Source organism: Mesorhizobium sp. B1-1-5, assembly GCF_006443065.1.
Taxonomy (GTDB): Bacteria; Pseudomonadota; Alphaproteobacteria; order Rhizobiales; family Rhizobiaceae; genus Mesorhizobium.
In genome coordinates, this window is the sequence record NZ_VFWS01000020.1 from 30,125 (window position 1) to 47,519 (window position 17,395).

General features: G+C 62.9%; 17 protein-coding genes and 1 pseudogene. 13 read left to right on the forward strand and 5 right to left on the reverse strand.

Annotated features, from left to right (window positions below):
• Positions 1-76: 76 nt before the first annotated feature.
• The 8 genes from FJ980_RS10020 to FJ980_RS10050 all read left to right on the forward strand — a co-directional run bounded on the left by FJ980_RS10020 (position 77) and on the right by FJ980_RS10050 (position 8,519).
• Complete coding sequence (locus FJ980_RS10020) at positions 77-1,780, forward strand: type I secretion system permease/ATPase (protein ID WP_246676379.1); 1,704 nt, start codon at positions 77-79, stop codon at positions 1,778-1,780.
• A gap of 26 nt (positions 1,781-1,806) precedes the next feature.
• Complete coding sequence (locus tag FJ980_RS10025; RefSeq protein ID WP_181181164.1) at positions 1,807-3,138, forward strand: HlyD family type I secretion periplasmic adaptor subunit; 1,332 nt, start codon at positions 1,807-1,809, stop codon at positions 3,136-3,138.
• Positions 3,139-3,288: 150 nt separating this feature from the next.
• Entirely contained in the window at positions 3,289-4,557 is a 1,269-nt protein-coding gene (locus FJ980_RS10030; RefSeq protein ID WP_140542741.1) for a calcium-binding protein, read from the forward strand.
• A gap of 155 nt (positions 4,558-4,712) precedes the next feature.
• Complete coding sequence (locus FJ980_RS34660) at positions 4,713-4,874, forward strand: hypothetical protein (RefSeq protein ID WP_348640652.1); 162 nt, start codon at positions 4,713-4,715, stop codon at positions 4,872-4,874.
• Between the two features lie 119 nt (positions 4,875-4,993).
• A complete protein-coding gene (locus tag FJ980_RS10035) occupies positions 4,994-6,211 on the forward strand; it encodes a calcium-binding protein (RefSeq protein ID WP_140542742.1) in 1,218 nt (405 codons plus the stop codon).
• Positions 6,212-6,595: 384 nt separating this feature from the next.
• Positions 6,596-6,979: a VOC family protein gene (locus FJ980_RS10040; protein ID WP_140542743.1), complete on the forward strand. Its 384-nt coding sequence runs from the start codon at positions 6,596-6,598 to the stop codon at positions 6,977-6,979.
• A 103-nt stretch (positions 6,980-7,082) separates the two neighbouring features.
• Positions 7,083-7,805: a DUF899 family protein gene (locus tag FJ980_RS10045; protein WP_140542744.1), complete on the forward strand. Its 723-nt coding sequence runs from the start codon at positions 7,083-7,085 to the stop codon at positions 7,803-7,805.
• Positions 7,806-8,189: 384 nt separating this feature from the next.
• Positions 8,190-8,519 carry an SMR family transporter gene (locus FJ980_RS10050; RefSeq protein WP_140542745.1) on the forward strand — a complete coding sequence of 110 codons (330 nt, stop codon included), beginning with the start codon at positions 8,190-8,192 and terminating at the stop codon, positions 8,517-8,519.
• A 69-nt stretch (positions 8,520-8,588) separates the two neighbouring features.
• Here FJ980_RS10050 and FJ980_RS10055 read toward each other — a convergent pair whose 3' ends face one another.
• Positions 8,589-9,254, reverse strand: a complete 666-nt coding sequence (locus FJ980_RS10055) for a metalloregulator ArsR/SmtB family transcription factor (protein ID WP_140542746.1) — start codon at positions 9,252-9,254, stop codon at positions 8,589-8,591.
• A 115-nt stretch (positions 9,255-9,369) separates the two neighbouring features.
• Here FJ980_RS10055 and FJ980_RS10060 point away from each other — a divergent pair, with 115 nt between their 5' ends.
• The 3 genes from FJ980_RS10060 to FJ980_RS10070 all read left to right on the forward strand — a co-directional run bounded on the left by FJ980_RS10060 (position 9,370) and on the right by FJ980_RS10070 (position 12,556).
• The gene (locus FJ980_RS10060) at positions 9,370-10,101 is read left to right on the forward strand and encodes an MBL fold metallo-hydrolase (RefSeq protein WP_140542747.1); all 732 of its coding nucleotides are present in this window, start codon (positions 9,370-9,372) and stop codon (positions 10,099-10,101) included.
• Complete coding sequence (locus FJ980_RS10065) at positions 10,098-11,360, forward strand: MFS transporter (protein WP_246673491.1); 1,263 nt, start codon at positions 10,098-10,100, stop codon at positions 11,358-11,360. Before FJ980_RS10060 ends, FJ980_RS10065 begins: the two co-directional genes overlap by 4 nt.
• A 107-nt stretch (positions 11,361-11,467) precedes the next feature.
• Positions 11,468-12,556 carry an acyltransferase family protein gene (locus tag FJ980_RS10070; RefSeq protein WP_140542749.1) on the forward strand — a complete coding sequence of 363 codons (1,089 nt, stop codon included), beginning with the start codon at positions 11,468-11,470 and terminating at the stop codon, positions 12,554-12,556.
• Between the two features lie 25 nt (positions 12,557-12,581).
• Here FJ980_RS10070 and FJ980_RS10075 read toward each other — a convergent pair whose 3' ends face one another.
• Both FJ980_RS10075 and FJ980_RS10080 read right to left on the reverse strand, forming a co-directional pair.
• Positions 12,582-13,223 (reverse strand): DUF5074 domain-containing protein, encoded by a 642-nt coding sequence (locus FJ980_RS10075; RefSeq protein WP_140542750.1) that lies wholly within the window; start codon positions 13,221-13,223, stop codon positions 12,582-12,584.
• A 31-nt stretch (positions 13,224-13,254) separates the two neighbouring features.
• Positions 13,255-14,475 (reverse strand): helix-turn-helix domain-containing protein, encoded by a 1,221-nt coding sequence (locus FJ980_RS10080; RefSeq protein ID WP_140542751.1) that lies wholly within the window; start codon positions 14,473-14,475, stop codon positions 13,255-13,257.
• Between the two features lie 121 nt (positions 14,476-14,596).
• On the opposite strand from FJ980_RS10080, the gene FJ980_RS10085 reads away from it, so the two are divergent.
• Positions 14,597-15,346 (forward strand): DUF899 family protein, encoded by a 750-nt coding sequence (locus FJ980_RS10085; RefSeq protein WP_140542752.1) that lies wholly within the window; start codon positions 14,597-14,599, stop codon positions 15,344-15,346.
• Between the two features lie 155 nt (positions 15,347-15,501).
• A pseudogene (locus FJ980_RS10090) lies at positions 15,502-15,690 on the forward strand (hypothetical protein); the annotation flags it as partial.
• A 228-nt stretch (positions 15,691-15,918) separates the two neighbouring features.
• Here the strand turns inward: FJ980_RS10090 and FJ980_RS10095 are convergent.
• Both FJ980_RS10095 and FJ980_RS10100 read right to left on the reverse strand, forming a co-directional pair.
• The gene (locus FJ980_RS10095) at positions 15,919-17,043 is read right to left on the reverse strand and encodes a substrate-binding protein (protein ID WP_140542753.1); all 1,125 of its coding nucleotides are present in this window, start codon (positions 17,041-17,043) and stop codon (positions 15,919-15,921) included.
• A gap of 72 nt (positions 17,044-17,115) precedes the next feature.
• Positions 17,116-17,388 (reverse strand): hypothetical protein, encoded by a 273-nt coding sequence (locus tag FJ980_RS10100; protein WP_027024197.1) that lies wholly within the window; start codon positions 17,386-17,388, stop codon positions 17,116-17,118.
• Between the last annotated feature and the right edge of the window lie 7 nt (positions 17,389-17,395).

Here is a 17,395-nt window from a genome sequence, read left to right on the forward strand (position 1 = left end):
GCGTGCGGCGCGCGGAACGGGCGCGGTCGCCGTCATGCAAATAAGCAACAAACAGGCTCCTGCTCTGCAGGCAGTGATGAAAGAGGCCAAACGCGCCATAACGCCGCTGATCTGGTTCAGCGGCGGCATCAATATACTGATGCTCACCAGCTCGTTCTACATGCTTCAAGTCTACCACCGGGTGCTATCCAGCCACAGCGTGGAAACTTTAGCAGCATTGTCGTTGATGGCCTGCGCCGCGATCCTGACAATGGCAGGGCTCGAAATGGTACGCGCCCGCCTGCTGTCAACCGTAGGCGCCTGGATGAACTCGAGGCTGGCTCCAGTCCTGTTGACCGCGTCAGTAGAGCAGTCGGCCGCCGCGCCGGGTCAAGGCACCACGCGGTCTCTGCGCGATCTCGACCAAGTGCGGAATTTCTTCACCAGCCCGAGCATCTACCCAATCCTCGACGCACCGTGGGCGCCAATCTTCTTCATCGCCATCTTCTTCATGCATCCGTGGCTCGGCTGGTTGGCGCTGGCCGGCGGGTGTGTGTTGTTCGCGCTGGCATTGCTCAACGAACTCGCTACCCGCAAACCGCTCACAGAGGCCGGCAACGCACAGGCGCGGGCCTTCATCCAAGCTGACTCGACAGTCCGCAACGCCGAGGTCGTCCAGGCCATGGGTATGCTGCGGCCATTGCTCGCCAGATGGCAAGAACAGCAGGATGAGGCGAGCATCGGACAAGCCGCTGCCGGCAACCGCGCCAGTGCCATCGCATCTGTCGCGCGTTTCTGTCGGATGGCTTTGCAAATGGCCATGCTCGGCCTCGGCTCTTACCTGGTGCTGCAAAATGAGGCCTCTCCCGGCATCATGATTTCATCCTCAATCTTGATGGGTCGCGCGCTGGCCCCTGTGGAGCAAGCGATCAGCACGTGGAAGGCGACACTTGGGGCACGCGCCGCCTATAAGCGTCTCACCGCGTTTGTCGGCCAGCGACCCGAGGCCAAAGCAGTGTTGTCTTTGCCACGCCCACAAGGAAAGCTCGAAGCAGAGAACATTGTCCTCGCCCGACAGGGTGGTGGTGAGCCTGTCTTGAAAGGCGTGAGTTTCCAACTCAAGCCCGGTGAAGTGATGGCGCTCATCGGCCCGAGCGCATCCGGCAAGACAAGTCTGGCCCGCGTTCTCGCCGGCGCTTGGCGACCATCAGCCGGTCGCGCTTTGCTCGACGGCATGGACGTCGCCGAGTGGCCCGCCGAGGACCGTGGTCGGCACGTCGGGTATTTGCCGCAGGACATCGAGTTGTTCGCCGGCACGATCACCGAGAACATCGCCCGCTTCGCGAAGCTCAGTCCCGCGGTCTTCAACAGCGTGATCAAGGCCGCGCATCTGGCGGGCGTTCACGAATTGATCAAGGGCTTGCCGAAAGGCTACGAAACTCAAGTAGGGGACTCAGGCGCATCGCTGTCGGGCGGACAGCGCCAACGAATCGGGCTGGCACGAGCACTTTACGGCGATCCGGCCCTCATCATCCTGGACGAACCGAACTCCAACCTCGACCGCGATGGCGAAGACGCGCTGATCGCCGCCATCAGCGCAGTCAAGGCGACGGGCACCACAATCATCCTGATCGCACACCGCCCAAGCATCATGGAGAAAGTCGACAAGGTGCTGGTGCTCAATCAGGGCAGACAAGAATTATTCGGGGCGCGTGACACGGTCTTCAACGAACTCGCCGCCAGCGCCAGGAGAGTGGCCCAGCTGCCCAACACCACTCACGTCACGGCGGTCACGTCATGACCCGCGCAAACCCAGCAGACAACGATATGAACATAGTCGCTCTCCCCCAGCCACTGCCACCCCCGCCGACGTTGCAACCGCTCCGTCTCAGAGCCGTCACGAACGCCGGTTTCTCAATCATGTTCCTGTTCTTCGGCGTGGCCGGCGGCTGGGCGGCCCTGGCACCGCTCGACAGCGCGGCGGTGACGACCGGAGTGGTCAAGGTCGACGGCGACCGCAAACTCATCCAGCACCTCGAGGGCGGCATTATCGCCGAACTGGACGCCGTCAACGGCGATGTCGTCAAGAAGGGCAAAGTGCTCATCCGTCTCGACAACACGCAAGCCAAGGCTCAACTGGACTCGATCCAAAACAAGATCGCCACACGCGAGGCGCTCGTCGCCCGTCTCCGGGCCGAACGCGATGGCAAGGACACGATCGAGTTCGACCAGGCATTGCTCGACAACCCGGACCCTGCCGTCAAGGACGCGGTGGCCACTCAACGTGACGTCTTCAACGCGAAGCACCGCAACCTGAAGGACGAGAAGGCAATCCTCGACGAACGCCGCCAGCAGACCGCCGAGCAAATTGCCGGACTGCAACAGCTTATCGCGACCGAGGACAAGCGGATCGCGGCATTGGCGAACGAGAACAAAGACCTCGAGACTTTGCTCAGCAAGGGGCTCACCACCCGCGAACGCAACCTGACGCTCACCCAACAACAACGCCAGACCGAGGGAGAACGCGCCACGAATGTCGCATCGATTGCCCGCGCCCGCAGCTCGATCGCCGAAATCGACATGCAAATCCTCAACCTAACAACTCAACAATTGAACGAGTCCGTTGACGAATTGAGCAAGGTCGAAGCGGAGCTGTTCGACTTCCGGCAGCAAGCGCGCGCGGCCGCGGATGTCCTCAAGCGCACCGACATCACCGCGCCCGTCGACGGAATCGTAATGGACGTGAAAGTTCACACGGCGGGCGGAGTGGTGAAACCCGGCGACACGCTGATGACGGTCGTGCCGCTCGGCGAGAAGCTGGTTGTCGAGACAATGGTCAAGCCCGAGGACGTCGAGACGGTCGCCCCTGGCCAGACGGCCTATGTCAGCTTCCCGGCCTTCGCCAAATACAACCTGCCGCAGCTCAGCGGAGTTGTGGAAACGGTGTCGGCCGATCGATTGGTGGATGAGCGCACGAACGCTCCCTACTTCTCCGCGACGGTGATCATCAACAAGAGCGAACTGGCCAAGCTTGACGGTCGCCGGCTGCTGCCGGGCATGACGAGCGAGGCCATGATCAAGACCGGTACCCGCACGGCGCTGGCTTATCTCGCCGAACCGCTCACGCAAAACATCCGTCGCTCTTTGCGTGAGAAATAATGCAAACATCAGTGGCTCACGTGCGTATCCATGTCACAACAAGGGAGGATCCAGATTAAAGACACAAGTCTACACCTCACTCGTTATGTCCATTCCCACACCATAGAGTTATAAATCGCACAATTGTGTGCGCAGTAGGGAGGAAATACCGTGGCGAAAAATCCAGTAATTATAACAATCGGCCCCGATTTCTCACTGTCAGCGGCCAGCGTCGACCTGAACTTGCATAACCACACAGTGCAGCTCGAAGAGAACCCCCCGAGCGCGACAGTCGTCGACGAGTCCGCTTACTTCGCCGGCAGTAACGGCATCTCCTACACCACCGACTTCACCAACCCCACCGGGGATTATCTCCGTGTTTACACCGGCTCGGAATTCTCAGACCGAATGATCGGCGACGATCTCCTCAACCATCTTCTCGGCGGCGGCGGCAACGATTTCATATACGGCGGCGGCGGTAACGATTGGATTGAAGGCGGTGACGGCAGCGATTCTATTGCCGGTGACGCCGGCGACGATTCCCTCTACGGCAACGCCGGCGACGACACCATCAAAGGTGGTGACGGTAACGACTTTATCAGAGCCGGTGACGGTAACGATATCATCAACGGCGGGGCCGGTGATGACGCCATCTATACCAGTGACGACAGCCAAGCCCACTACTCCCCCGGTGTCGACATAGTCAATGGCGGTGGCGGCAACGATTTTATCAGGGCCGGCCGTGACGGCGGCATATTCAATGGCGACGCTGGCAACGACACCATCACCGGCAGCGAGGGCCAGGACACTATCAACGGCGGGGCCGGCAACGACACCCTCTACGGCGACAACGGCGCTATGAATCGCAACAGCACCGACACCATCCACGGCGGTGCCGGTGATGATTATATCGAAGGTGACGTCATGTTTCTCCCGTCCGGCAGAGCTAACTTCCTGTACGGTGACGGGGGCAACGACACTATCGTCGGGTTTATCGGTGACGACACCATCAATGGTGGGGCCGGCAACGACACCATCGAAGGGGGTAGGGCGAATTTCTCGATCAATTCCGGCAGCGACACCCTGACGGGCGGCGGGGGTAACGACACCTTCGTCTTCCACAGCCACACCTTCGTCGCCGGCCAACATGACGTCATCACCGACTTCAAACACGGTGACGATAAGTTCGACCTGAGGGACACTCACGACACCGCGTTCCTGCAAGGCCCCAACTTTAACTCGGCACAGTCGGCTATCGATTATCTCCACGCGCACAATCTCTCTGTCGAGAGTACAGTAGTAAAGGTCATCGACGGTTCTGCCGTCGACGTCGTCAGTTTTAGCGACGACGCCGGCACTCTCGACCTCAACGTGTCGGTAAGCGCGTCGGCGGCGGCGCATATCACACAGGCGGACTTCCTCTTCGGCGCTCTGGTGTAACCTACAGTGAGGGGCGGCGCACAAGTCCCCCCAACACCTGATAGTGAGATACACGTATGCGGACAGAGGTAGGGAGTGCGCGGTTTAGCGGGTGCCCGAAGCGGTATCAGAGCCGACCTGGCCGCCTCCATACACCTCGGCCTCGGGCGGCGATAATGCAGACGGCTTCCAAATCTCCGACGGCTCGGCGGCGTGGACAAAGTCTGCTGCCGGGTATGTCGAGCGAGGCCATGATCAAGACCAGCACCCGCACCGTGCTGGCATATCTTGCCGAACCGCTCACGCAAAATATCCGTCGCTCATTGCGCGAGAAATGAAATCTTCAACAGCTCCGTACGCATCCTTTTCACAACAAAGGAGAACCCAGACCAAAGACACATATTTCATATCCGCAGTGTAGCGCCACAACGCGCACAATCTTGTGCACAACAGAGAGATGAATACCATGACTAAAAAGCCAGTCTTAGTATCAGTCGGCCCGGATTTCTCGCAGTCGACGGCGAGTGTCGATCTGAATCTGCACACCCACACAGTCCAATTAGAAGAGAACATCCCGCCGAGCGCGACAGTCACCAACGAGGCAGCTTATTTCGCCGGCGGGACCGCATACACCACCGATTTCACATACACCGGCACCTGGTTCGGTTCGGCTTTCTCCGACCGAATGATCGGTGACGATCTCACCAACCTATTTTCCGGTGGCCCCGGCAACGATTTCCTCCACGGCGGCGCCGGTGCCGACGCCCTCAACGGCGATGACGGCAACGACTTCATCACCGGCGGGGCCGGGGATGATCTTCTCGACGGCGGCGCCGGCAACGACACGATCAATGGCGGCGCTGACAACGACACAATCCGAGGCGGTATCGACAGCGACGTGATTTACGGCGGTACCGGGGACGACACTATCTACGGCGGCAGCGGGATTCGCCCGAGCGACGGTCAGGATCACACTCCCGGCGACACGAACGACACACTCTACGGCGGTGCCGGCAACGACACGATCTTCGGCAACGCCGGCGACGACTATATCGACGGCGGTGCCGGCAACGATACCCTCTACGGCGACGACACCGCCACCTCCCCCACCAGCGGTAACGACACCATCCACGGCGGTGCCGGCGATGACGTGGTAGAAGATAGTCACGGTACCAACACCCTATACGGCGATGCCGGGAATGACACGATATTGGGTGGAGACCAGAACGATACCATCTATGGCGGCAGGGGCGCCGACATCATCCTCGGCGGCGCTGGCGCGGACTGGATGTCGGCGAATAACGGCATCACCACCGGGGACGGCGCCCGGGACACCTTTGTCTTCTTCTCGGGCGACTCATCGGCGACCGTGCAGGACACCGTCCAGGGATTCAAGCATGGCGAGGATAAAATCGATCTGCATGAATCCCGGCATGTCGCTTTGATCCTTAACGACGCTCCCGGTAGTAGCGGAACTTTCGCCTCCTCCCAGGCAGCTCTCGACTATCTTCACGGACACAACATATCCGCCGAAGGAGCAGTGGTGAAAGTCGACACCGGCAGCAGCGGGCTCATTGTCGGTTTCAGCGACGACGCCGGTACAATCGACCTAAACGTGGCGGTAGGCGAGACGGCGGCAGCCCACATCACCGAATCAGACTTCCTCTTCGCGTAGAAAAGCTGCGCCTGTAAAATTTGCAGTGGAGTACGAGCGCCAAGTCTCGGTTACTAGGTCAGCCCTTTTGGAGCGCGGCGCTCCGGCGGGGCGGCTGCGTAATGCCGACAACAGGAGCCTCCCGACGCCGATCGAGAAGGCTGGCTGGCTGGTTGCGTGATTGTCCTGCCCGGTAGACGTGCAGGGTGGACAATGAGGATAAGGCGCTGCCATTGTGCCGACAGAAATCCATATCAGTACGGTAGAGGACCAGGGAGCGCTGGGCATCAGCCCGCCTGCGACCAAGCGGGCCACGGGTCAGCACGGTGTCCGCCGTCTGTCAGCGACGGCGGCAACAAAGTGGTGACCTTGGCCCCAAAGCCCAGCTTGGCTAGAGTTCGAAAGATGCTGGACGCTATTCACCACGTCGCGCTTATCTGCACCGACTACGATCGGTCGCGACGGTTCTATGTCGAGCTCCTCGGCCTGGACCTGATCCGCGAGGTCTATCGGGAGGAGCGGCAGTCCTGGAAGGCCGACCTGCGGATCGGATCCGCCCAGCTGGAATTGTTTTCCTTCCCTGCCCCAGCGCCGCGGCCGTCTTATCCAGAGGCGACAGGGCTGCGGCACTTGGCATTTGCTGTGGGGAACCTCGAAGCCGTAGTTGCGCGCCTGGAAGCCGCCGGCGTTGCCGTAGAGCCAATCCGGATCGACCCATATACGGGTCGGCGCTTCACCTTCTTTAGCGACCCGGATGGATTGCCGTTGGAACTCTACGAGGCGCAATAAAGTACCGTCTAATACGACAGTCGGCATATCGCGCGCAGCAGCGATCCGGGCGGAACCCTAAGACGGGTGACCAGTTGAAAGGGTTTGGAATGGAGACAACGTCATGGCCGACGGTTCCGACTTGCAACCCGCTGCTGCGATCGCTCACAAGAACCGCGCCCGCCAGCCGAACGAGAGCGTCGAGTACCGCAAGGCGCGCGAGGCCCTGTTGATCGAGGAGATCGAACTCAACCGCCATATCGCGCGCGTCGCCGCCCAGCGTCGCGCCTTGCCGCCTGGCGGCGAGGTGAAGGGCGACTATCAATTCATCGGCGAAGCCAGTAGCGTGGCCGGCGCCAATCCCGTCGGCTTCGAGGAGCTCTTCGGCGATAAGGACACTCTGTTCGTCTACAACTGGATGTATGGCCCCAAGCGCCAGCGCCCTTGCCCCATGTGCACCGCTCTGCTGAGCTGCCTGGACGGCAATGCCGACCACCTCCGCCAGCGAATTGCCCTCGCCGTCGTCGGCCTTTCGGCCATCGAGCGGCAGATCGCCTTCAAGGTAGAGCGTGGCTGGAAGAACCTGCCTTTCTACGCCGACGTCAACGGGAATTTTAGCCGGGATTACCACGCGATCATGGACGATGGGACCGACACCGCCGCCGAAAACGTCTTCACCCGGCGCGACGGAACCATCCGGCACTTCTGGGGCGCGGAATTGGGTTTCGAGTCAGCCGATCCAGGCAAAGACCCGACAACCGAGCCGGACTTGATGATGCTGTGGAACGTCCTGGACTGGACGCCGGAAGGTCGCGGGACCGACTGGTACCCGAAGATCACCTACTAAGCGGTCGAGATGGTTTGCCAGGGTCTGGCGTAGCGGAAAGGGTGGAGACCTGCCAATCCGCTCGCGGTCCCGCTTAAGGCATTCGCCAGTTTGTCATCAAGCGTCTGCAACTGGCGCTCAGCGGTCTATCCGCTTGCGAGCGTTCGGCGTAGCGGCTCATGCCGATGCTGAATCAGAGTCGACATGATCTGAAAACTGCCGGTCGGCCCCCTTCGGAGACGTGACGATGAGAGCACGGTGGTGTAGAGTATGTGCGCCGAGAATAGAGTAGCAGGGTGGTGTCTCCTGCCCCCGTAAGGGTTCTTCCCCGCCACGGCGTCAAAATCCCAAGATGGGTGATGGCGCGTGGCCTCGTGGTTCGCTCCGTCACCAACAGGAGCGACTATGAACTACCTTTACCTAGCGGGTGCGATTGTAGCCGAAGTCGTCGGCACCGGCTTTATGAAGCAGTCGGACGGCTTTTCGAGACTGGTCCCAAGCATCATCACGACGGTCGCCTACGCAATCGCATTTTACTGTCTATCACAGACATTAAAGACGATCCCGACGGGCGTCGCGTACGCCGTTTGGTCGGGGTCAGGCATCGTGCTCATCACTGCAATTGCTTGGGTGTTCCAGGGACAGAAATTGGACGTGCCCGCACTGCTGGGAATTGGATTGATAGTGGCAGGCGTAATTGTGATGAATATGTTCTCCAAGGCGGCAGGGCACTAAATCGCGCGTCCGCTTTCCACCTAGTTGCGGACCTCCCCGTTTATGGGTTCACAGCCTAATTGGCCACGATCAGCCAACCACTTCCACCGGCAGGCCGGCGGCTTTCCATTCCGGCATGCCGTCCTCCAGCCGGCGCGCGGAATGGCCGAGCGCGCGCAGCGCCGCGACCGCCTCGAACGACATCACGCACCACGGGCCGCGGCAATAGGCGACGATTTCGCGGCCGATAGCGGCGTCGGCCGACCAGGCCCTGACTTTCCCCAGCGGGACATTGATGGCGCCCGGCACATGGCCGAGCGCGAACTCGTCTGCCGGGCGGACGTCGATCAGCGTCACCAGTCCGTCGCGCATCAGCGTCTGAAGCTCGTCGCGCGTGACCGGCCGCATATCGTCGCGCGCGTCGAAATAGCCGCGCACGATGCGGTCGACCTCGGCGAGCTGCCGCTCGGCAACGCCGCGCACAGCGGCGAAGGCGGAAAGCACGCTGTCATCGGCCAGCGAATAATGCACGAATTTGCCGTCGCGCTCGGCGGAGACGATGCCTGCGCGGCGCAGCGCCTGTAGATGCTGGGAGATGTTGGCGACCGGCTGGCCGAGCTTCGCGGCGAGCGCCTCGACGCTGCGCGCGCCTTGCGCCAGATGCTCGATCATCTCCAGGCGCAGCGGATGGCCGAGCGCCTTGGCGACGATCGAGAACTGCTCGTACAGCGCCTGTTTCGGATTGCGGATTGACATAGCCTTTTCGCTAACGCATCGTCATTCAATAGAATTATTGAATGACAGTTTCAGCTCAGACTGTCAAGCAAGGGCACGCTGCCCGACACGTTCGCCTGTTCGGAGAAAAAAAGCGATGATTCTCAGGCAGTTCCTGCACAACGATCCGGTTGCCGCCTCCTATCTGTTCGGCTGCGGCGGCAAGGCTTCCGCGGCCGTGGTCGATCCGCTCGGCGACATCGCGCCCTATATCGAGGCGGCGCGCGCGACAGGCATGCGCATCCTCTATGTCGTCGACACGCATATCCATGCCGACCACATCTCGGCCGGACGCTCGCTGGCCGAGGCGACGGGCGCGGAATACGTGCTGTTCGAAGGGGCCGAAGCAGGCTTCCCGTTCCGGCGGGTGAAGGACGGCGAGGTGCTCGAGCTCGGCAATGTCACAGCGACGATCTTGCATACGCCGGGCCACACGCCGGAGCATCTGAGCCTGTTGGTCACCGACCGGACGCGGTCGGCCGAACCCTGGTTCGTGCTCACCGGGCACACGCTGATGGTCGGCGATCTCGGCCGCACCGAGCTTGCTTCAAGCGCCGAGGACGGGGCGCGCGCGCTTTATGCCAGTGTGCGCCGCCTGAAGGAGTTGCCCGACCATATCGAGGTGCTGCCCGGCGCCTATTCCGGCTCGGTTTGCGGCCGCTCGCTGAGCGGCAAGCCGACATCGACCATCGGCTTCGAGCGACGCTTCAACAAGGCCTTCCGCATCGAGGACGAGGGTGAGTTCGTCGCCGCCATGACCGCCGACATCCCTCCCCCGCCGCCGCAGGCCGCCCGGACCCGGGCCGTAAACGCCGGAGCGAAATCTTGAACATAGCGGCGTCTGTCGTCGCGCTCGGCCTCAAGGCCAACTGGAAGCAGTTTTCGCTCCTGGTGCTGATCAACGCCTTTGTCGGCGGCATGGTCGGCATCGAGCGGACCGTGGTGCCGCTGATCGGCGCGGAGGAGTTCGGCGTAGCGTCGACCACGCTGGTCGTCTCCTTCATCGTCAGCTTCGGGGTGGTCAAGGCCTGCGCCAACCTCGTCTCCGGCCAGCTTGCCGACAGATGGGGCCGCAAGCGCGTGCTGATCCTCGGCTGGCTGTTCGGCCTGCCGGTGCCGTTCATCATCATCTGGGCGCCGAGCTGGGGCTGGATCGTCGCCGCCAACGCGCTCCTCGGCATCAACCAGGGCTTCGCCTGGTCGATGACGGTGATCATGAAGGTCGACCTGGTCGGACCGAAGTCGCGCGGGCTCGCCGTCGGCCTCAACGAGTTCGCCGGTTACCTCGCGGTCGGCGTCACCGCTTTCCTTACCGGCTATCTCGCGAGCCGTTACGGCTTTCGTCCCGTGCCGATCTATCTCGGCGTCGGCTACGCGATCCTGGGTGCGGCGCTGTCGATCCTACTCGTGCGCGACACGCGCGAGCATCTGCGGCTGGAGCTGGCCAACCATCCAAGACAAGCTTCCCCGCTCGGCTTCCGCGAGATTTTCATGCTGACCTCGTTCGGGGATCGCAATCTGTTCGCCGCGTCGCAAGCCGGCCTGGTGAACAACCTCAACGATGGCATGAGCTGGGGGCTGTTTCCGCTCTTCTTCGCCGCCAATGGGCTCGGCATCGAGCGCATCGGTATCCTCAAGGCGATCTATCCGGCGGTGTGGGGCATCTTGCAGGTCGCCACCGGGCCGCTGAGCGACCGCTGGGGCCGCAAGGGGCTGATCGTCGCCGGCATGTGGGTGCAGGCAGCGGGGCTTCTCACCACCGCCATGACCCGCAATTTCGGCTGGTGGCTGCTGGCCAGCCTTTTGCTCGGTCTCGGCACGGCGATGGTCTATCCGTGCCTGATCGCGGCGGTGTCGGACGCATCGCATCCCTCCTGGCGGGCGCGCTCGCTCAGCGTCTACCGTTTCTGGCGCGACCTCGGCTATGCGATCGGGGCGCTGTCCGCCGGCCTGATCGCCGACTTCTTCGGCTTCGTCGCCGCGATTGCGGCTATTGCCGCATTGACCTTCCTGTCGGGCGCGATCGTCGCGGTGACGATGCGTGAGCCGCGTTCCGCCACCGTGGTTCCGACATCGGGCGACAGTTGAGACCGCCTGCGAAACGAGGACCGCGTTTACGTTAATGGAAGCTTGATGCTGCGCGGGATGCGCCGGTCCGCTACAATCTGAACAGGTACATTTCCTCGAGATCGCGCATGAGCAACCCGAACCGCATGCCGTGGGTGGATACGGCAAAAGGTCTTTCCATCATTCTGGTGGTGATGATGTATGCCGCCTACAACACCGGTGAATACACCGGCGGCGTCGGCTTCCTGCATTATGTCATCGGCTTCGCGACACCGTTCCGCATGCCGGAATTCTTCCTGATCTCGGGCCTGTTCCTGTCGCAGGTGATCGACCGGCCATGGCGGCGCTATATCGACCGCCGCGTCGTCCACTACCTCTATTTCTACGTGCTTTGGGCGATCATCTCGATCGGGCTGAAGATCGGCATCTTCAGCCGCGACCCCGCCGGCATGCTGCATGATCTCGCGATGGCCGCCGTCCAGCCATACGGCGTGTTGTGGTTCATCTACATGCTGGCGGTGTTCGGGATCGTCATACGCGTGCTGCGCGAGCTTCGCGTGCCGCACTGGATCGTCATCTTGGCTGCCGCCGCGCTGCAGATGTGGGCGCCGAAGCCGGACAGCTACGCGCTTGAGCAGTTCGCGGCCTATTTCGTGTTCTTCTATCTCGGCTTCGTGCTCGCGCCGCTGATATTCCGGCTGGTGGCGTGGACGCAGGATCGGCCGGCGGTCGCCGTTCTCGGCCTGCTCGCCTGGGCGATCGTCAACGGCCTGCTCGTCTATTCGCCGGGCTATGCGATGCAACCGGTCGGCATGCAGATGGGACTGGCGGCATGGCCGCCGCTGCATCTGTCGCTTGCCGTCGCCGGCGCCGTGGCGCTCTGCGTTGCCGGCGGTTTCCTGTCAAAATTCGCTTCCATGGAATGGCTGCGCTGGCTCGGCGAGCATTCGCTGGTCGTCTATGTCGCCTTCACCATCCCGATGTCGATCTTCCGGGGCGTCATGCTGGCGAGCGGCCTGCTGACCGATACCGGCGTGCTGAGCCTGGCGGTGCTGCTGGTTTCGGTCATAAGCCCGGTGGTGCTCTACTTCATCGTCCAGCGCGTCGGCTTCGGCACCTTCCTGTTCGAGCGGCCGGCCTGGGCGCATTTCGACAGGCCGACAGCCGCCAAGGCCTCCGGCAAGCCCATGAGCCGGCCGGCACGCGAGGCGGCCTGACCGGGCCGCCCGTTCCGGCCATCCGTTATTTGCCGGCGCCGTATCCCGGCCGGCGCACGGCCCTGATCTTGCCGCTGCTGCCGCCGCCGCAAAAGAAACAGCCGTCGCCATCTGATTCCAGTCCCGATACACCGGAGGGCATCGCGACCTCCTGCAGCACGTCGCCCGTCTCGGGATCGATGCGCAGCAGATCGCCCTCCTCACCTTCCCAAGTGGCATGCCAGAGTTCGCCGTCGATCCAGGTGACGCCGGTGACGACGCGTTTCGACTCGATGCTACGGATCACCTCGCCCGTTTCAGGATCGATCTGGTGGATCTTATGGGCCCTGTATTCGCCGACCCAGAGCGAACCTTCGGCCCAGGCCATGCCTGAATCGCCGCCATTGCCCGGCGCGGGAATGGTGGCGACGACCTCGCCGGTCTTTGGGTCGACCTTGTGAATGCGGTCCTCGGCGATCTGGTAGAGGTGCTCGCCGTCGAAAGCGGTTCCGGCATGCGAGGCGACGTCGACCGATTGCACGATGGTGCCGCTCTCCGGGTCGAGGGCCTTCAGCTTGTCGCCGGTGGCGAACCAGACATTCTTGCCGTCATAGGTGACACCATTGACGCGCTCGGCGTCCGGAAAGGGACCATATTCGCGCAGGATCTCGGCGGCGGCTCTTTTCATTTTCGATCTCCGTTCGAACAATGGCGGCAAACTACTCGCTCGGCAGCGGACCGGGGAGTAACAAGACAGTCGGGAATCCGGTCATCGGCGGCATCATCCAGCGGCGCGCCCGGCCGCGGCCGACCGCCTGCACCTTGTGCTCGGCCGACAACTGCTCCAGCGCCCGCTGCACCGTGCGCGCGCTGGCGCCAAGCGCGATCGCCAGCGCCGAGCTCGACCAGGCCTCGCCATCGGTCAGGAAGGCAAGCACCGCGCCATGCTCGTCCTCGACCGGCGGCGCCAGCACGACGATCTTGGCGGCGTTCAGCGGCGTCAACGCAAAGCCACCTGTTGTCGCATTGATCTCGGCCAAGCCGGCGAGCTCGGCGCGGAGCCGCCCCATCTCGACCCTGAGCCGCGCGCGGTGCGACTCGTCGGCATGCCTCGCTCGGAAGGCGCGCCTCAGCAATGTCTCGCGCGATGCATCCGCCGGCCAGGTTTCGGCGAGCGTGCGCGCCAGCGCAAACAGCACCGGCCGGGTCGCCAGCGAGACCACGGTGCCGCCTTCGCGCACGACGTTGCGGCAGGCATCGATGACCAGCGCGCCCGACCCCAGCAGCGCCTCGACCTCGTCGAGCAGCAACTCTTTCTCCGCGCCGCGCGCGATCAGCCGGCCCACCGGCGTGTTCAGCACCAGGGACGCCGCTTCGACTTCGGCCTTCAATGCCGGAATGTTGGCTTGATAGGCGGCAAGCGATGCCCGGCCGAATGCCGAGCGCGCCGCCTTTGTCCTCAGGCGCCGGACGGCGATTCCGGCCGCGGCCAGTTCATGCGCGACGCGCGCCACCGGCGGCAGCGGCGTCGGATCGAAGTCCGCAAGCAGGCGCTCGGCCTCGTCGAGGCGGCCGATCAGGATGAGGCGGCGCGCCTCGAGGCTGCCGGCATAGGCGGCGTTCAGCCGGTCGCCATGCGCGGCGAGCGTCGCGCGGGCGGACCGCAACGCCTTCTCCGGCCAGCCGAGGTCGCGCGAGACCAGCGCGATCTCGGCCTCGGCGACGACGCAGCGGGCGCGCGCCACCGCTTCCCTCGGACTGAAGGCGCGGGCGGCGTCCTTCAGCAGCGCCTTGGCCTTGGCGAAATCGCCGAGCTGTGCCATCGCGATGCCGCGCAAGGCCAGCGCCGGCGCGTCGTCGCGTAGCGCGACGCGCTTCAAGGCGCCGAGCGGATCGCCCGCGGCAAGCGCGCGGCCGGCGGCGTTGATCAGCGAGTCCATGCCGTCGCCTCAAAGCCCGCCGCAGCAAATCGCGTCACACTTGTAACTCTCACCATCGCCGGATGCGGCCCTATGTCTGTCCTCGTCACCCCCAACCAAACCCAAGAACGGGACAAGAGCAATGACCCAACACATGAAGACACCGCCGGTCGTTTCGCAGGAAGCGTGGGAAGGCGCCTATGAAGAGATGCTGGTGAAAGAAAAGGCGCTCACCCGCGCTCGCGATGCTTTGGCCGCCGAACGCCGCCGCATGCCGTGGATGGAAGTCAAGAAGGACTATGTGTTCGAAGGCCCGAACGGCAAGATGAGCCTGCTCGACCTCTTCGAAGGCCGCCGCCAGCTCATCGTCTACCGCGCCTTCTTCGAGCCCGGCGTCTATGGCTGGCCCGAACATGCGTGCCGCGGCTGCTCGCTCGGCGCCGACCAGGTCGGCAACCTCGCCCATCTCAACGCCCGCGACACCACGCTTGCCTATGCCTCGCGCGCGCCGCAGGCCGACATCCAGCGGCTGAAGCAGCGGATGGATTGGAAGATGCCCTGGTACACCATCACCGATTGCTGGGATAAGGATTTCGGCGTCGACGAATGGCATGGCCACAACGTCTTCATCCATGACGGCAAGCGCATCTTCCGCACTTATTTCGTCAACAACCGCGGCGACGAAGCCTTTGGCACCGTCTGGAGCTATCTCGACGTCACCCCGCTCGGCCGACAGGAGGTGTGGGAGGATTCACCCGAGGGCTATCCGCAGACCCAGACCTACAAATGGTGGAACTGGCACGACAATTACGAGGAAGGTGCCGCCCCCGACCAGAGATGGGTCGAGGTGTCGGATGCCGGCGAAGCAGCGTTCCGCAACAAGAACGCCTGAGCGTGAAGCGGTTCCGGCGGCGCAAACCGCGCGCCGCCGGAGCCGATCGCCTCGCGCTTGTTCCAATGGGCTCAAAACCTGCCCGTACCAAGGTGGATATCATGAGCATCGACAATCCTGCCCCTCGCCCAAACGGCCTGAGCGGCTTCGGCCTAGCCGACTGGCTTTGCCTCGCCGCGGCTCCTACCTTCGCCACGATGGCGCTGCTCACGGCGGCCTATGGCGGCCGGGACATGATATGCATGTCGGGCGTCTCGGCGCTCGGCGGCATGGTGCCGATGTATCTGTTGATGGCTGCGTTCCATCTGGTGCCGTGGCTGCGGTTGGCGGCGCGGCGGGCGTAAGACTGGACCGCGGAGCATCGGCGAGCGGCCCTGAATATCCGGCCAAGCGCGAGTTCGCGACGCATGGCCGTGTCAGTCCGGTTCGGCGAATGCGCTGGCCAGAAGGTGCAATTCCGTCGGCAATCTCCACTTGGCCAGCAACGTCGTTGCTGGCCAAGTGGATGGCAGGACGGAGGCGCCGTTCAGCGGCCCTGCCAATTGAAAGAAAGGTGCTGACGGTCACCCCACCTAGCTTGGCTGGAATTCATTGGTAATCACGCGCTCGTTGGGATCGATCGGACCCAGGTTTCTCACGACCCGGAATTGACCGGCCTGCGCCTGCGCGATGTACATATTCATGCGAACGTGGTGCTGACCGGGAACCATCTCGGCCGCACCTCCTGGGCCTTCGGCGATACGAGCATGGTCGAGTGCCCGTATGACCGCGTCGCGCTCGACACTGCCCGCCTCGTTGACGGCAGCTTCCCACATCTTGATCGCCCGGTAGTGCCCGGTGCACCCGCTGCCGGCAGTCAAGGTAGCGCTGCCGGGGAACCGTTCACTGTAGCGGCGCAACAGCGCGCGGCCGAACGGTTCGTCGAGTTCCTGGTAATAGTCGAGGCAGCTGTAAAGGCCCTCGATCTGCTCGGACGGCACCAGGTTGAAGAAGTTCTCATCGAAGTAGGTGCAGACGATCCGGCCGCCGCGTTTGCCGAAGCCGGCCTTGTGCAGTTCTTCGAGGAACGGTGTCAGCCCCGGCGGGACGATGGTGTTGAAAACCACGTCGGTGCCGCTGGCCATGATCTGCTGCACCGTCCGCCGGAAATCGACGGTGTCCAGCGGAAAATACTCCTCGCCGACGATCTCGCCGCCATTGGCGAGCACCGCCCGGCTCGCAGCCTTGTTCAGCAAATGCGGCCAGATGTAATCGGCTGACGGAAAATAGAACCGCTTCGCTCCGGTGTTGTTCATGAGCCACGGTATCAGCGGCTCGACCTGCTGAGCGGGAACGGGTCCGGTGCAGAAAATCAGCGGATCGTTTTCCTGCCCCTCATACTGCTCGGTATAGATGTAAAGCGTCCTGCCCCGGGTGACCGCCTCGCTCTTGATGGCCAGGCGGGTCGAACTGTAGATGCCGCCGACGACCACATCGACCTTGTCGACGTCGACTAGTTTCGCAGCCTTTGCCTTGGCGACGCTTTCGACGGTCTCGCCGTCCTCGACGACCAGCTCCACCGGGCGGCCGAGGAGACCACCTTTGGCGTTGATGTCGTCGACAAGCATGGTGGTGAGGTTGGCGTTGGCGATGCCCATGAAGGACAATGGGCCGGTGAGCTCGGCGATAAGGCCGATCTTGATGGGTTTCGGATCCATCTGATTTCTCCGTTTCTGGGGGATTCGTTGGGCGCGCCGCCGCCAAAGGCAGGCGGCGCGCAAGATGGACTCTCAGGCCTCGTAGTGGCCCAGCAGCAGCGCCGCCTGCGGCTTGCCGACATGGCCGGCTTCCTGCAGGATCGCGGGAACCTCCGGGTCCGACACGAAATTCTTCCAACCCTCGGCGTCCCAGTCGAAGATCGCCCAGACGCGGTCAGGTTCGCTCGGGTCGCGGAACACGGTTGCGCCGTTCGAGCCGTGCAGCCGGCGCTTGTCGGCGCCCTTGGTCGAAAAGATACGGATGAAGTGGTCGACGTCCGCCACCTTGGTCGTTGCGAGAAGCATCTGATTT

What these genes read in the sequence shown, in the direction of transcription:
- FJ980_RS10020 (WP_246676379.1), top strand. Translation starts at nt 77, where the DNA reads ATGAAAGAGGCCAAACGCGCCATAACGCCGCTGATCTGGTTCAGCGGC.
- FJ980_RS10025 (WP_181181164.1), top strand. Translation starts at nt 1,807, where the DNA reads ATGAACATAGTCGCTCTCCCCCAGCCACTGCCACCCCCGCCGACGTTG.
- FJ980_RS34660 (WP_348640652.1), top strand. Translation starts at nt 4,713, where the DNA reads ATGCAGACGGCTTCCAAATCTCCGACGGCTCGGCGGCGTGGACAAAGT.
- FJ980_RS10035 (WP_140542742.1), top strand. Translation starts at nt 4,994, where the DNA reads ATGAATACCATGACTAAAAAGCCAGTCTTAGTATCAGTCGGCCCGGAT.
- FJ980_RS10040 (WP_140542743.1), top strand. Translation starts at nt 6,596, where the DNA reads ATGCTGGACGCTATTCACCACGTCGCGCTTATCTGCACCGACTACGAT.
- FJ980_RS10045 (WP_140542744.1), top strand. Translation starts at nt 7,083, where the DNA reads ATGGCCGACGGTTCCGACTTGCAACCCGCTGCTGCGATCGCTCACAAG.
- FJ980_RS10050 (WP_140542745.1), top strand. Translation starts at nt 8,190, where the DNA reads ATGAACTACCTTTACCTAGCGGGTGCGATTGTAGCCGAAGTCGTCGGC.
- FJ980_RS10055 (WP_140542746.1), bottom strand. Translation starts at nt 9,254, where the DNA reads ATGTCAATCCGCAATCCGAAACAGGCGCTGTACGAGCAGTTCTCGATC.
- FJ980_RS10060 (WP_140542747.1), top strand. Translation starts at nt 9,370, where the DNA reads ATGATTCTCAGGCAGTTCCTGCACAACGATCCGGTTGCCGCCTCCTAT.
- FJ980_RS10070 (WP_140542749.1), top strand. Translation starts at nt 11,468, where the DNA reads ATGAGCAACCCGAACCGCATGCCGTGGGTGGATACGGCAAAAGGTCTT.
- FJ980_RS10075 (WP_140542750.1), bottom strand. Translation starts at nt 13,223, where the DNA reads ATGAAAAGAGCCGCCGCCGAGATCCTGCGCGAATATGGTCCCTTTCCG.
- FJ980_RS10080 (WP_140542751.1), bottom strand. Translation starts at nt 14,475, where the DNA reads ATGGACTCGCTGATCAACGCCGCCGGCCGCGCGCTTGCCGCGGGCGAT.
- FJ980_RS10085 (WP_140542752.1), top strand. Translation starts at nt 14,597, where the DNA reads ATGACCCAACACATGAAGACACCGCCGGTCGTTTCGCAGGAAGCGTGG.
- FJ980_RS10095 (WP_140542753.1), bottom strand. Translation starts at nt 17,043, where the DNA reads ATGGATCCGAAACCCATCAAGATCGGCCTTATCGCCGAGCTCACCGGC.
- FJ980_RS10100 (WP_027024197.1), bottom strand. Translation starts at nt 17,388, where the DNA reads ATGCTTCTCGCAACGACCAAGGTGGCGGACGTCGACCACTTCATCCGT.